The organism is Yoonia sp. R78084 (assembly GCF_044595625.1).
GTDB lineage: Bacteria > Pseudomonadota > Alphaproteobacteria > Rhodobacterales > Rhodobacteraceae > Yoonia.
The window spans coordinates 2,722,641-2,735,811 of record NZ_CP138993.1 but is presented as its reverse complement, the minus strand read 5'-3'; the positions used below and the strand labels follow the sequence as shown (position 1 = coordinate 2,735,811).

General features: G+C 57.3%; 13 protein-coding genes. 2 read left to right on the top strand and 11 right to left on the bottom strand.

Annotated features, from left to right (window positions below; all coding sequences use genetic code 11):
- Positions 1–33: 33 nt before the first annotated feature.
- The 11 genes from SJY29_RS13725 to SJY29_RS13675 all read right to left on the bottom strand — a co-directional run bounded on the left by SJY29_RS13725 (position 34) and on the right by SJY29_RS13675 (position 10,736).
- Entirely contained in the window at positions 34–561 is a 528-nt protein-coding gene (locus SJY29_RS13725; protein ID WP_110278019.1) for a histidine phosphatase family protein, read from the bottom strand.
- Positions 558–1,184: a ferredoxin gene (locus SJY29_RS13720; RefSeq protein WP_400083845.1), complete on the bottom strand. Its 627-nt coding sequence runs from the start codon at positions 1,182–1,184 to the stop codon at positions 558–560. Before SJY29_RS13720 ends, SJY29_RS13725 begins: the two co-directional genes overlap by 4 nt.
- Complete coding sequence (argB, locus tag SJY29_RS13715; protein ID WP_400083843.1) at positions 1,185–2,042, bottom strand: acetylglutamate kinase; 858 nt, start codon at positions 2,040–2,042, stop codon at positions 1,185–1,187. It lies immediately after the preceding gene.
- Between the two features lie 17 nt (positions 2,043–2,059).
- Positions 2,060–2,707 carry a ribosome biogenesis GTP-binding protein YihA/YsxC gene (gene yihA, locus SJY29_RS13710; protein ID WP_055295625.1) on the bottom strand — a complete coding sequence of 216 codons (648 nt, stop codon included), beginning with the start codon at positions 2,705–2,707 and terminating at the stop codon, positions 2,060–2,062.
- 1 nt (position 2,708) lies between these two features.
- The gene (locus tag SJY29_RS13705; protein WP_400083841.1) at positions 2,709–3,464 is read right to left on the bottom strand and encodes an MOSC domain-containing protein; all 756 of its coding nucleotides are present in this window, start codon (positions 3,462–3,464) and stop codon (positions 2,709–2,711) included.
- Positions 3,465–5,285: a membrane protein insertase YidC gene (yidC, locus tag SJY29_RS13700; RefSeq protein WP_400088937.1), complete on the bottom strand. Its 1,821-nt coding sequence runs from the start codon at positions 5,283–5,285 to the stop codon at positions 3,465–3,467.
- Positions 5,286–5,456: 171 nt separating this feature from the next.
- Positions 5,457–5,606 carry a hypothetical protein gene (locus SJY29_RS13695; protein WP_400083840.1) on the bottom strand — a complete coding sequence of 50 codons (150 nt, stop codon included), beginning with the start codon at positions 5,604–5,606 and terminating at the stop codon, positions 5,457–5,459.
- A gap of 281 nt (positions 5,607–5,887) precedes the next feature.
- Positions 5,888–7,189 (bottom strand): NAD(P)/FAD-dependent oxidoreductase, encoded by a 1,302-nt coding sequence (locus tag SJY29_RS13690; protein WP_400083838.1) that lies wholly within the window; start codon positions 7,187–7,189, stop codon positions 5,888–5,890.
- Positions 7,189–8,583 carry an aspartate aminotransferase family protein gene (locus SJY29_RS13685; RefSeq protein ID WP_400083836.1) on the bottom strand — a complete coding sequence of 465 codons (1,395 nt, stop codon included), beginning with the start codon at positions 8,581–8,583 and terminating at the stop codon, positions 7,189–7,191. Before SJY29_RS13685 ends, SJY29_RS13690 begins: the two co-directional genes overlap by 1 nt.
- 13 nt (positions 8,584–8,596) lie before the next feature.
- Positions 8,597–9,973, bottom strand: a complete 1,377-nt coding sequence (locus SJY29_RS13680) for a glutamine synthetase family protein (RefSeq protein ID WP_400083834.1) — start codon at positions 9,971–9,973, stop codon at positions 8,597–8,599.
- Positions 9,974–10,085: 112 nt separating this feature from the next.
- Positions 10,086–10,736: a GntR family transcriptional regulator gene (locus SJY29_RS13675; RefSeq protein WP_400083832.1), complete on the bottom strand. Its 651-nt coding sequence runs from the start codon at positions 10,734–10,736 to the stop codon at positions 10,086–10,088.
- A 144-nt stretch (positions 10,737–10,880) separates the two neighbouring features.
- Between SJY29_RS13675 and SJY29_RS13670 the strand changes: the two genes are divergently transcribed.
- Positions 10,881–11,969 (top strand): polyamine ABC transporter substrate-binding protein, encoded by a 1,089-nt coding sequence (locus SJY29_RS13670; RefSeq protein ID WP_400083830.1) that lies wholly within the window; start codon positions 10,881–10,883, stop codon positions 11,967–11,969.
- Positions 11,970–12,041: 72 nt separating this feature from the next.
- Complete coding sequence (locus SJY29_RS13665; RefSeq protein ID WP_110278028.1) at positions 12,042–13,163, top strand: ABC transporter ATP-binding protein; 1,122 nt, start codon at positions 12,042–12,044, stop codon at positions 13,161–13,163.
- Positions 13,164–13,171: the final 8 nt, after the last annotated feature.

Below are 13,171 nucleotides of genomic sequence, written 5' to 3'. Positions count from 1 at the left end.
TTAAAAGAAGCCCCGGTCAGCGCCGGGGCTTTTTCATTCAATATCCTGCGCCGAAGTGCCGATCAGATCGCGCGGCACGACGAAGGCTTTGCAATAGCCGGTTCGGGCTTTGGCCTGCATCCAGCTCTCTCCGTCGAAATCAATCACTGTGGTGGCGCATGTCGGATAGTCGCTGAAACGGTGATGTTTCGGTGGAACCCTGACCAGGATATTGGCCAGCATGCCGATGCCGGGGTTGTGGCCGATGACGGCGACGTTCTGGGCTGTTTGCCGGTGCAGCAAATCAAGGATCGTATCGGGCGATGCGTGATAGATCGTGCCGGTCAACTCCAGCTTGGGCTGCGGGTCCAGTGAAGGCAGGATGAGTGCCGCTGTCTCTCGGGTTCGTATCGCATCAGAGCAAAGCACCACATCGGGCAGATAGCCCTCTGCCGCCATCCATGCGCCAATCGCCTCGGCTGATGCACGTCCGCGCGCGTTCAGCACACGCGCATGATCATCGGCGAATGGATCGCTCCAGCTTGATTTCGCATGGCGGATCAGGATCAGGCGCAGGGTCACAGGAAGGCCTCCATATGGAACGCGGATTGGGCGGGCAGGCGGGTCCCTTTACCCACTGGGCAGGCATGGCGCGCAAGACATCCTCCGGCGCGGCAGGTCGCACCTGCTTCTGAGGCGACGTGGGCTTTGCAGGCGGCAACATCATAGCCGTCGATAAACGCGCCCACAGGGCAGGCGGAGGCGCAGGGTTGTGCGCATGTCAGGCAGGGCTTTTGGTTGCTGCCAATTTCCGCTGGCTTTTTCCAGCGTAACGCACCACGGAAAGACGTGAAGAGCCCTGCCGTGTCATGCACCAGAAATCCGATCGGTGATGTCCAGAACCGCCCCGTTTGTTTGGCCCACGTAAAGAACGGCGCATAGGGTGGGCCGCCGAACGGGAAGAGCGGTTCTGCGTCAAGCGTCACGGCCAATTCACCGAAGATGCGGGTAGACCAGCGGTCCATCGGGTCAGGCTGCCCGTCCTTGTATTCAGGACAGGCCGCAAAGATGGGCCAGAAGGCAGGTTCATCGGGGCCGATCAAGGTAATCGTGCTGTCCCCGTCGGGGCAGTCGCCCAAGGGCTGCAGCCCATGGGGTACGAGCAATGCGCCCAAGTCAGCCGCAATGCCCACGTGCCTCGACATTTAATCGCGGGGTGCGCGAATGATGGAACCGGCGCCATGTTCGGTGAAAAGTTCCAACAGGCTGGCGTTTGGCAGCCGGCCATCAAGGATCACAACAGCACGCACGCCCTTTTCAATCGCATCAAGGGCGGTTTCCGTTTTCGGGATCATGCCGCCGGAAATCGTACCGTCAGCAATCATCGCGCGGACCTGTTCAGGGGTGATCTGGGTGATCACATTGCCTTCGGCGTCCTTAACACCTGCCACGTCTGTTAGGAGAAGCAGGCGGTCCGCTTTCAGCGCACCGGCAATGGCACCGGCCGCTGTGTCGCCGTTGACGTTGAAGGTCTCGTTGAAGTCCATGCCTGTGGCAACGGGTGCAACCACCGGAATAATCCCGGCAGAAAACAGGTCGCGCAACACTTGCACGTTCATTTCGATGGGTTTGCCGACAAAGCCAAGTTCAGGATCGTCGGCCTCGGCGACCATGAGGTCGTCATCCTTGCCAGACAGGCCAACTGCCCGCCCGCCTTCATCCATGATGGCCTGCACGATCCGCTTGTTCACCAGACCGGTCAGCACCATCTCGACCACTTCGACCGTGTCCTTATCCGTGACACGTTTGCCGCGCACGAATTCAGATTTGATCCCCAGTTTATCCAGCATTTCGTTGATCATGGGGCCGCCGCCATGCACGACGACGGGGTTCATGCCAACCTGCCGCATCAAGACGATATCGCGGGCAAATTCGGCCATCGCATTTGCGTCGCCCATGGCGTTGCCGCCGAATTTGATCACGACAACTGCGCCGGAATAGCGCTGTAGATAAGGGAGTGCCTCTGACAGAGTTCGCGCGGTTGCGATCCAGTCACGGTTCATATCTTGTTTCCTTGTATTCATTCTATTCCCGCAATGACGGCGCGCAGCGTCGCAATACCATCACCCTTTTCGGACGACGTCAGGATCAGTTCAGGAAATGCCGCGGGGTGTTTGGCCAATGCGGCGCGGGTCTTGTCAAGCGAGGTTTGCAGCGCGTCACCGCGCAGTTTGTCGACCTTGGTCATGACAACCTGAAAGGTCACAGCCGAGCTATCCAGCAGTGACATGATCTCTTCATCCACCGCTTTGGCCCCGTGCCGCGCGTCAATCAGCACAAAGACGCGGCGCAGGGTCTGACGACCCGAGAGGTATTGCTTGAGCAGGCGCTGCCACTTTTCAACAACCGCCACAGGCGCATTGGCAAAACCATAGCCGGGCAGGTCGACGACATAGATGTCGCCTGCCGTGAAGTAGTTGATTTCCTGCGTGCGCCCCGGCGTGTTTGAGGCGCGCGCCAATCCTTTGCGCCCTGTCAGCGCGTTGATCAGGGATGATTTGCCAACGTTCGAGCGGCCCGCAAAGCAGACCTCGATCCGGTCCGCAGGGGGCAGCCCGTCCATCGCGACGACGCCTTTGACGAATTCGGTTTCGCCAGCAAAAAGCAGGCGACCCTTTTCAAGCGTTTGTGCGTCAGGCTCTTCCACTTCGGGAAAGCGCATTTCCATTTCAGATTACCTTTGCCGTATCGTTGAGGGCGATCTTACCGCCCTTGATGACCTTGGCATAGACGCCAAAATCCTGATGGTTCCAACCATCGCGCAAAGCCGAGAGCGTATCAACGTCACGTTCGCCCGTGCGCGGGTTGGCCATCGTATGCTTGCAGCGTTCAATGGGTTCGACGACCTGCAAGACGGCTTCGCCGATTTGCACATCCTTGCCGACCCACGTCATTTCTTCCCATGCAGCGGTGCCATCCAGCCAGATATTGCCGCGCCAGCGTTCCACCTCAAGCGGGTGTCCCAACCTGTCCGCCACAGCCTCATGGCTGGCCTTCGTCATGATCGAGACCGAGGGATAATCCGTGTCTGTCATCCCGCGCGCGGGCACTTTGGCAAGCCCCGTCGGCTGGCGTTTGTCGGGCGGGCAGAGGGGGCGCACCCATTCAAGGAATTTCGCCGCATCCGAGGGGTCATCCGGATCAAAGCTCACCTCACCTAACGCGTCGTGGCGCAAGGTGATCTTGCCCGCCACATCATCAAGCATCGCCCAAATACCGGCAAGGCCAGGCGTGCCTGTGCCAATCATGAAATTGGCGCAAGGCACCCATTCGGGTGCATCGGCATCAAACCTTGTGGCCTCATGCGTGACCGCCCAGACGCGATCCCAAGGCAGCGTCTGACCAGAGATGAGCGTGACTTGCTCAAGCGGTTCACGCCCGTGGCTTTTGATTGGGTGCCGCCACAACGCGGCGACACGTGCCATCTACTTGCCCTCTTTCTTCGCGTCTTCCGATGCAGCCTTTTTCTTGATGCTGGCCTTGATGTTGCCAAAGACATCCGGCTTGGCGCCGTGGCTCCGCATAATTGCATACTGCTGGGTAAAGGTGATGATGTTGTTGGCAATCCAGTACAGGACCAGACCGGACGCAAAGTGGCCCAGCATGAACATGAAGACCCATGGCATCCACGCAAAGATCATCTGCTGTGTGGGGTCTGTCGGGGCCGGGTTCAGCTTTTGCTGCAGCCACATCGACACACCCAGCAGGATTGGCAGGATACCGATAAAGATCAGCGCAAGGATTGAGCCGGGTTCGGGGGCCGCAAAGGGCAGCAAGCCGAAGAGGTTCAGGAAGGATGATGGATCAGGCGCGGAAAGGTCGCGGATCCAGCCGATCCATGGCGCGTGGCGCAGTTCGATCGTGACAAAGATCACCTTGTAGAGCGAGAAGAAGATCGGGATCTGCAACAGGATCGGCAAACAGCCTGCGGCAGGGTTCACCTTATTGTCTTTGTAGAGCTTCATCATGCCTTGCTGCATGGCCTGCTTGTCGTCGCCAGCGCGCTCTTTAAGTTTCTCCATCTCCGGCTGAAGCTCTTTCATCTTTGCCATCGAGACATAGGATTTATAGGCCAGCGGCAGCACGATGATTTTTAGGATCACGGTCAGCGCGAGGATCGACCAACCCATGTTGCCAATCACGATGTTCAGGTAGTGCAGCAGCGCAAAGATCGGCTTGGTCAGGAAAAAGAACCAGCCCCAGTCAATGCTATCCAGAAAGCCGTCAACGCCTTCTTCGTCCTGATAGTGGCGGATTTCGTCCCATTCCTTGGCACCTGCAAAGAGACGGGTCGTGACGGTGGTGGTTTCACCGGCAGCAACCGTTTCAATCGGCATCACAGCCTCGACCTGATAGAGGTCGCGGACATCGAAGTACTTGGAGGTGGAGCGGAACGGCACACCCTGTTCAGGGATCAGCGTGGTCATCCAGTAGTGGTCGGTATATCCGATCCAGCCGGATGAGGTGACATCCAGACGCTCGGCCTGTGTGCGTTCGCGCGGATCAACGGCATACTCTGTAATATCGCTATAGCCGGTTTCTTCGAGCTCACCATCTGTCATCCGCACCATGCCTTCGTGCAGGATGAAGAAGTTTTTCAGGTCGGCAGGCTCTCCGTGGCGGCGCAGAATGCCATAGGGCCGCGCGGAAACGGCTGCGTCTGACGTGTTCTCGACGCTTTGGGCAAAGCTGAACATATAGGCGTCATCAACCGAAATTTCGGTGCGGAAAATCTGGCCTGCGCCATTGTCCCACGCAATGGTCACAGGGGTGGTTGGCGTCAGTGTATCACCGCTTTCCAGTGACCAGACTGTGTCGGGGCCAGGAACCGCGCTTGCATCGATGCCGTCGGTTGCGGTCCAGCCGAAGGACGCGAAATAGGCACCCGCTTCGCCAACAGGTTTCAGCAGACGTACAATCGGTGCGCCCTCATCAAGCGTTTCGCGGTATTGCGTCAGCGCCAGATCGTCGATCCGACCGCCCAAAAGGGAGATGGAACCGCTCAGTTCATCCGTTTCAATCGGCACACGTGGCGCCTCGGCGGCTGCCTCTGGCGCATCAGTTGGCGTCATGGCGGTGGGGGCCACTGGATCAGACGCGGGCAAGGTCGCATCTTCGAGCAGTTGGGCGCTTTCGGTCGCAGGATCAACGGGCAGATCCTCAGGCGGGAACAATGTGGTCCATGCCACGATCACGGCAAAGCTTAGCACCGTTGCCAAGATGAGGTTCTTGTTCTGGTCGTCCATCTGAAAACCACCCATTTTTCCTAGAAAAGTCTGTGGGTGGTTCAACCTGTCAGGGGGGGAAAGGTCAAGCGGTTTTCAGGGTTTTTGGACCGATTGAAGCAGTTGTGAGCGACCAATGCGCTGTCATGCCGCCTACCGAGCGTCAAATCCAATGCACGCCGTCGGGAATTCTCAGGAGTTTTGTGAGTCCAGGAACCGCTTGCGGGTCCGTTGAAAGACATCAGTCAAGCGCGGATCGTTGGCCGCGAGCTTTTTCAGCATCTCCAAAAATGCTTCGTCGTCTTGACCAAAGAAGGCCTTCGCTGCTTCGTCAGGATCCATTGATTTCGAAATGCTTTTCATACCATGCTACCTTATCACCATTACTTCTTGCCTGATAATTGGGCAATCAGGTGAAATTGGGGCCATAATTGGGCCTAAACTTAGATATTCAATAAGACTGTTAAAAATTACTCATCAAAGTATCGGTTGGCACATGATGCGGAATACGTGCCAGACCGTGCAAATTGGCAAGAAGCGCCTCTGCGCCCTTTTGCATTCAACCTTTCGGCCGCCCGCAACGCAAGTCTGGTTGCCCTTACCTCATGGCAACGTGATTGAAACTACAATTTATCGCGCAAGCTATACCACAACATTGCCAAAACCAGCAAAGGCGAACGCAACTTAGGCCCGCCGGGGAACGGATATGTCGGCACACGTGCCATGATGTCGAACCGTTCCGCCTGACCTGCGATAGTTTCCGCAGCGATCTGCCCCGAGAGCGTCGCGAGCGCGACACCCGATCCCGAAAATCCTGACATCGTCAGGATATTCCCGCCAATCCGTTCAAAATGCGGCATCCGGTTCATCGTGATGCCCAGTGTGCCGCCCCATGCATGGTCAATCTCGACATCTTTGAGTTGGGGGAAAATCTCGGCCAGCGGTTTGCGCACGGCCCCCGCAATGTCTTTGGGAAACCTATAGCCATAGCTTTCGGTGCCACCGAACAAGAGCCGGTGATCCTCGGAGAAGCGAAAGTAGTTCACCACGAATTTGCTATCGGCGACGGCATAGTTGTTGCGGACAATCCGGTTCTGCGCCTCGGGCGTCATCGGTTTGGTCGAGACGATGAAATTGTTGATCGGCATGACGCGGGCGGCCACGTGTTTTTGCAGCGTGCCCAGATAGCCGTTGCAACCCATCACAACAAAACGCGCCTTGATGTTTGCGTCGTCCGTCTTGACGCAAGCAGGATCACCTTCGTCAATCGCAGTGACCTTGGCACCCTCGAATATCCGCGCGCCTGCTTTGGTGGCAAGCCGCGCGAGGCCCAAAGCCAACTCCAGCGGGTTCACATGCCCCGCGCCCATATCAAGCGTCCCGCCATGATAGGCGGGCGAGTTCACAATCTCGCGGCATTCCTCGGGTGACAGCAGGCTGATTTTATCATCGCCGTATTTGTCCTGCATATGCGCGACATAGGCGTGGTTGTGGGCATGATCACGCGCGCGGTGGACTGTGTGCACGATGCCGGGGTGAAATTCTGTGTGGACCTCATCCTTGCTGCACAGTTCACGCACCAGATCCGTCGCCTGACAGCCGATATCCCATAAAGCGCGGGCGTGGGTATCGCCCACCATCGCCTCAAGGTCTTCCTGATCGCGCCGCTGACCGCGCGCGACCTGACCACCGTTGCGACCGGAGGCGCCAAAGCCCACGCGTTGTGCTTCCAGCAGCACCACATCATAGCCGCGCTGGGCCAGATGATAGGCGGTTGATAGCCCCGTGAATCCGCCACCCACCACGCAGACATCACAGTCCAGATCACCCGCTGCGGCGGGAAATCTGTCCAGATGCGCCGCACTGTCGGCATAGTAGGAACGCGGGTATTCACCCGCGCGGTCGTTGACGCTCAGCAGGTCCATCAGCCAGCTTTCAGCAGATCGTCAGCTTTCAGTTTCTCATAGGCCTCGTCCAGCGACTTGCGCGCGCGCGCAATCAGGATGTCGATCTCGTCGCATGTGATCGACAAAGGCGGTGAGATAATCATCCGGTCGCCGACACTGCGCATGATGATGTTGTTGGCAAAACAGCGGTCGCGGCAGATGAAACCGGCGGTTCCTGTCTCGGCGGCAAAGACGGCGCGGTTGGATTTATCGGGTGTCAGTGCAAGCGACGCCATCATGCCCACGATCTTGGCCTCACCGACCAGAGGATGATCGGCCAGCGCTTCCCATTTTTCACGCAGGTAAGGTGCTGTCACATCGCGCACGTTTTCGATCATGCCTTCCTCTTCGAGGATCCGCAGGTTTTCCAACGCCACTGCACAGGCCACGGGGTGACCCGAGTAGGTGTAGCCGTGGTTGAACTCCGTATCCCGCAGCACCTCGGCCACACGATCGGACACGATGGAACCGCCAATCGGGATGTAGCCAGAGCTGAGACCCTTGGCGATTGTCATGATATCAGGCGAAATCCCGACTGTTTGCGAGCCGAACCAGTTGCCGGTGCGCCCGAAGCCGCAGATCACCTCATCCGCGATCAGCAGGATGTCGTATTTTTTGACGATCCGCTGGATTTCCGGCCAATAGGTTTCGGGCGGCACGATCACGCCGCCCGCACCCTGAATTGGTTCGGCGATGAAAGCCGCAACACGTTCGGGCCCGATTTCCTTGATCTTCGCTTCCAACTGGCGCGCGCGCTCCAGCCCGAATTCCTCGGGCGTCATATCGCCGCCTTCGGCCCACCAATGGGGCTGGTCGATGAATTCAATGCCGGGGATTGGCAGGCCACCCTGACCGTGCATCCCTTTCATGCCCCCCAACGACGCGCCTCCTATGGTCGAGCCGTGATAGGCGTTCCAGCGCGAAATGATCACATCGCGCTGGGGTTCGCCTTTCTCGGCCCAATAGGTCCGCACAAGGCGAATGTTCGTGTCATTCGCATCAGACCCGCCATTGGCAAAGAAGACCTGGTTCAGGTCACCGGGTGCTAGTTCGGCGAGCTTCTTGGCCAGCATGATCGCGGGGATATGCGTGGTTTTGAAGAAGGTGTTGTAGAAGGGCAACTCCTTCATCTGGCGCGCCGCGACCTCTGCCAGTTCCTCGCGGCCATAGCCGATGTTGACGCACCACAGGCCCGCCATGCCGTCAATGATCTCATGGCCGTCGCTGTCTTTCAGCCAGACACCTTTGGCCGAGGTAATGACGCGCGGTTTGCTTTCGGCAAGCGCGTTGGCATGACTGAAGGGGTGCAGGTGGTGCGCGGAATCGAGCGCCTGAAGTTCAGCGGTCGGGGGGTAGTTTGTAATGACGTTCATGGGGACCTCTGGGCTAGACGTTCAAAAGAAGGTGGCGGCGTTCCCAAGGCGAAATCTCGCGTTGGTATTCCTCGTTTTCGGCGACTTTGATTTGTTCATAAAGGCGGCAGAAATCCTCGCCCAAGAAACTGCGGATTTCTGTCGCGTCCTCGAAATAATCAAGCGCCTCGCGCAGGCTTGAGGGCAGGGGAAGGTCGCTTTCCCAGACCTCTTTCGTGGCTTCTGCGCGTGGTTCGATCTTGTTGACCATGCCAAGATAGCCAGAGGCCAAAGATGCCGCGATTGCGATGTAGGGATTGCAGTCCATCCCGATGACACGGTTTTCAAGGCGCCGCGATTCAGGCCGCGAATGTGGTACGCGCAGCCCCGTTGTGCGGTTATCGGTGGCCCATTCAAGGTTTGCAGGCGCGCTTTGCCCGTCCACCGTCAGGCGACGGAAGGAGTTCACGTAAGGCGCCATCAGCGGCATGACCTGCATCAGATAGGTCTGTGATCCACCGGTGAACCAACGGAACAAATCTGTGGCACTGCCATCTTCGGCAGAGAAGATGTTTTTGCCTGTTTCAATGTCCACAACGCTTTGATGCACATGCATCGCGCTTCCCGGCTCATCCCGTTTGGGTTTGGCCATGAATGTGGCAAAGACGTTGTTCTTCAGTGCCGCTTCGCGGATCGTGCGTTTGAAATAGAACACCTGATCGGCCACATGCAGGGGGTCACCATGCATCAGGTTGATCTCGATCTGGCCGGCGCCGCCTTCCTGGATCAGCGTGTCAATCGGCAGGCCCTGCTGTTCGGCATAGGCGTAAATCGTGTCAATTACCGGCCCGTATTCATCAACCGCGACCATGGAATAGACCTGACGGCTTGGTACCTTGCGCCCCGTCCGGCCAACGGGTGTCTCAATCGGATCATTCGGGTCGAGGTTGGGTGTTGTGAGGTAAAACTCCAGCTCGGGCGCGATGACGGGCTTCCAGCCTTTTTCGGCGTAAGCGGCCATCACCTTTTTCAGAATCGACCGCGGTGCCACAGAAAGCGGTGTGCCGTCGCGGTTGTACATGTCACAGATCACCTGCACAGATACATCATCCGCCCAGGGCACTGCGCATGCGGTTGACATATCCGGTCTGAGGATCGTGTCCTTTTCCAGCCACTGGTTTTCGATATCCATATCGACGTAATCGCCCGAAACCGTCTGGTAAAAGAGCGAGATCGGGAGTGCCATTTCGATATCGGGCCGGAATTTGGTCGCAGGCATGGTTTTGCCGCGTGATGTGCCGACGAGGTCGGGGATGATACATTCCACCCCGTCGATTTTGGCGCCTTTGCTGTAAGTCGTGAACTCTTCGGAAAGAGAATCTTGCCAGTTGGCGCTATTCGCTGATGACATTGGTGCCTCCTAAGGCGCGAGAGCGGTCGCTTTGGCCGCTGCTCGATAATTTGATCAAAAGTGCCGTGATAGTCAATCGCCACCTCGATGGCGATGCTTGAATTTTGTGCGTTCAGTCGGTCGCTGTTTGTTGGATGAACCCCATGCCTTGCCGGATATCCTGTGTCATGGCTTCGCGTGTTTTCAGTGCATCGCCCTGACGCAATGCCTGGATTGCCGCACGATGGTGATCCACGAGATTTGCGGTGCCATATCGCCCGCAGACCACCCGCAGCGAGGGCCCCACACGAAGCCAGAGACTCTCCGCAATTCTACGCAGAATACCGGCGTCGGCAAGGTGATAGAGATGGAAATGGAAGCGGTAATTTGCTTCCAGATACCCGCGGATATCACCGCCCTTAATGGCGTCGTCAACGAGACTGTCGAGACGTTCTAATTCATTGATATCATTCTGTGAAACATATGCGACCGCTGCTTCCGCAAGCTCCGGTTCTACGGTCAGTCTGACCAGTTCGATCTGCTGCAATCTGCGGGTGGTCATGGCGGGTACAGCGATGCGCCTGTTTTCAAGCGTGACAAGGGCGCCTTCGGCTGTCAATCGCCGGATTGCCTCGCGCGCAGGAGTGACGCCGGTGCCGATCAAATCCGCCAGTCCGTGTATCGTGACCGGCTGTCCGGGAACGACCTCGCCAAAGAGAATCATCTCTTTGACGCGCAGGTAGATCGTTTCGTGTTCCGGCTTTTTGCTGATCAGTACGGTCATTTTTGTGCCTGCGTTCCAAGCATCCTTGTTTTCATAAACCCTTTAAGTTGTCAAAACCTATCAAATTTATGAGACGGGATTGCAAACGCTTATGATTTCATCAAAGCTGCTTGCCAGTGAATAGGATTCCTAACGGAGGATTACATGCCTAAAACGAATACATACGCTCTACTTGCGGCCGCCGTGCTTGCTGCGCAGGCGGGCTGGGCTCAGGAAGTGCGCGTCTATAACTGGTCGGACTACATCGACGAAGATCTGTTGACCAAGTTCGAGGAAGAGACCGGTTTCGATCTGATCTATGACGTGTTTGACAGCAACGAAGTTTTGGAAACGAAACTTCTGGCTGGTGGGTCAGGCTATGACGTTGTCGTTCCCTCCGCGACATTCCTGCAGCGCCAGATCGCAGCAGGCGCGTTTCAGCCACTCGATAAATCGCAGCTGAGCAACATCGGCAACCTCTGGGATGTGGTCAGCGCACGCACCAATACCTATGACCCGGGCGGCGAATATTCGATCAACTACATGTGGGGCACAACAGGCCTTGGGGTGAACGTTGGTGAAGTGACTGCACGTTTGGGTGAAGACGCGCCGATCAATTCGCTGTCGTTGGTTTTCGATCCTGCGAACATGGAAAAACTAGCTGACTGTGGTGTGCATTTCCTTGATGCACCGACCGAGATGGTTCCGGCTGCGTTGCAGTACCTTGGCGAGGACCCTGACGCGAAAGACGATGAATCTCTGGCCAAAGCAGAGGCGGTTCTGGCCGCTGTCCGCCCCTATGTTCAGAAATATCACAGCTCGGAATATATCTCGGCTCTGGCGAACGGCGACATCTGTGTGGCTTTCGGTTGGTCCGGTGATATCCTGCAATCACGCGACCGCGCAGCAGAGGCCGAGAACGGCATCGAGATTGCCTATAACGCCCCTGTCGAGGGTGCCTTGATGTGGTTCGACCAGATGGCGATTCCTGTGGATGCACCGAACCCCGAAGGCGCGCACGCATTCCTGAACTTCATCCTGGATGCCCAGAACATGGCGGATGCGTCCAACTACGTCTACTACGCCAATGGTAACCTCGCCTCGCAAGAGCTCTTGGTTGAAGACGTGATCGGTGATCCGGCCATCTATCCGGATGCCGCAACGCTTGAGACGCTTTATACAACCACACCTTTTGATGCGCGCTCGCAGCGTTCGCTCACACGGATGTGGACACGGGTGAAATCCGGCACATAAGATAGACCTACCCCGGCCCGGAACACGGGCCGGGGCTTTTGCAACATACAAGTATCTGAGGCCCCGATCCCTATGCCACAAACCGCATTTGAGCCTTGGAACGACCCTGACGCAAAGCCGTTGATCCAGTTTCGAAATGTGTCGAAACGCTTTGGCGACTTCACCGCGATTGATGATCTGAGCATCGATATTTTCGAGCGTGAGTTCTTTGCCCTGCTTGGCCCCTCGGGCTGCGGCAAGACCACAATGATGCGGATGCTGGCAGGGTTCGAGACACCGACATCCGGCACGATCATGTTGGACGGGCAGGACATCTCGCCCATCCCGCCAAACAAGCGCAGCGTGAACATGATGTTCCAGTCCTACGCGCTGTTCCCCCATTTGACGGTTTACGAAAACATCGCCTTCGGCTTGCGCCGCTCGAAGATGCCAAAAGACGAGATAGACGCGCGGGTCAAGCAGATGCTGAAGCTCGTGCAGATCGAGAAATTCGGCGCCCGCAAACCCGAGCAAATCTCCGGTGGTCAGCGCCAGCGTGTCGCCCTTGCGCGCGCTTTGGCCAAGGGGCCCAAGCTCTTGCTGCTGGATGAGCCGTTGTCCGCCCTCGACAAGAAGTTGCGACAGGACACGCAGTTCGAGCTGATGGATATTCAGGAAAAAACCGGTACGACCTTTGTGGTGGTCACCCACGATCAGGAAGAGGCCATGACCGTTGCGTCGCGCGTCGCGGTGATGGACCATGGCAAGCTCAAGCAGGTTGATACCCCCGACCGCATTTATGAGGCCCCGAACAGCACCTATGTTGCGGATTTCATCGGCGATGTGAACATCATCGAAGGCTACGCCACCAAGCAGGGCGATACGGTGTCGATTGCATGGTCCGAAGGGCATAGCCCGATCATTGGCACACCGTCGAAACCGATTGCCGATGGCAAGGTCAGCTTTGCGATCCGCCCTGAAAAGATTGCGATTTCCGCAGAACGGCCGACCGACCGGAACAACATTGTCCACGGCAAGGTGCTCGACATCGCCTATCTGGGTAACCTGTCGACCTATCATGTCGCGCTGCCGGATGGCACGATCATCAAGGCGCAGACCGCCAACTCCCGCCGGCGGTCAAGCCGTCCGTTTACCTGGGATGACGAGGTCTGGCTATCCTGGACCGATACAGCCGGCATCGTGTTGGAAAGCTGAGGGAGCGC

Excerpts from the sequence above, each read along its gene's own strand:
- SJY29_RS13670 (WP_400083830.1), top strand. The coding sequence starts at position 10,881 with ATGCCTAAAACGAATACATACGCTCTACTTGCGGCCGCCGTGCTTGCT.
- argB (WP_400083843.1), bottom strand. The coding sequence starts at position 2,042 with ATGAACCGTGACTGGATCGCAACCGCGCGAACTCTGTCAGAGGCACTC.
- SJY29_RS13665 (WP_110278028.1), top strand. The coding sequence starts at position 12,042 with ATGCCACAAACCGCATTTGAGCCTTGGAACGACCCTGACGCAAAGCCG.
- SJY29_RS13720 (WP_400083845.1), bottom strand. The coding sequence starts at position 1,184 with ATGTCGAGGCACGTGGGCATTGCGGCTGACTTGGGCGCATTGCTCGTA.
- SJY29_RS13690 (WP_400083838.1), bottom strand. The coding sequence starts at position 7,189 with ATGGACCTGCTGAGCGTCAACGACCGCGCGGGTGAATACCCGCGTTCC.
- SJY29_RS13695 (WP_400083840.1), bottom strand. The coding sequence starts at position 5,606 with ATGGATCCTGACGAAGCAGCGAAGGCCTTCTTTGGTCAAGACGACGAA.
- SJY29_RS13705 (WP_400083841.1), bottom strand. The coding sequence starts at position 3,464 with ATGGCACGTGTCGCCGCGTTGTGGCGGCACCCAATCAAAAGCCACGGG.
- yidC (WP_400088937.1), bottom strand. The coding sequence starts at position 5,285 with ATGGACGACCAGAACAAGAACCTCATCTTGGCAACGGTGCTAAGCTTT.
- SJY29_RS13680 (WP_400083834.1), bottom strand. The coding sequence starts at position 9,973 with ATGTCATCAGCGAATAGCGCCAACTGGCAAGATTCTCTTTCCGAAGAG.
- yihA (WP_055295625.1), bottom strand. The coding sequence starts at position 2,707 with ATGGAAATGCGCTTTCCCGAAGTGGAAGAGCCTGACGCACAAACGCTT.
- SJY29_RS13675 (WP_400083832.1), bottom strand. The coding sequence starts at position 10,736 with ATGACCGTACTGATCAGCAAAAAGCCGGAACACGAAACGATCTACCTG.
- SJY29_RS13685 (WP_400083836.1), bottom strand. The coding sequence starts at position 8,583 with ATGAACGTCATTACAAACTACCCCCCGACCGCTGAACTTCAGGCGCTC.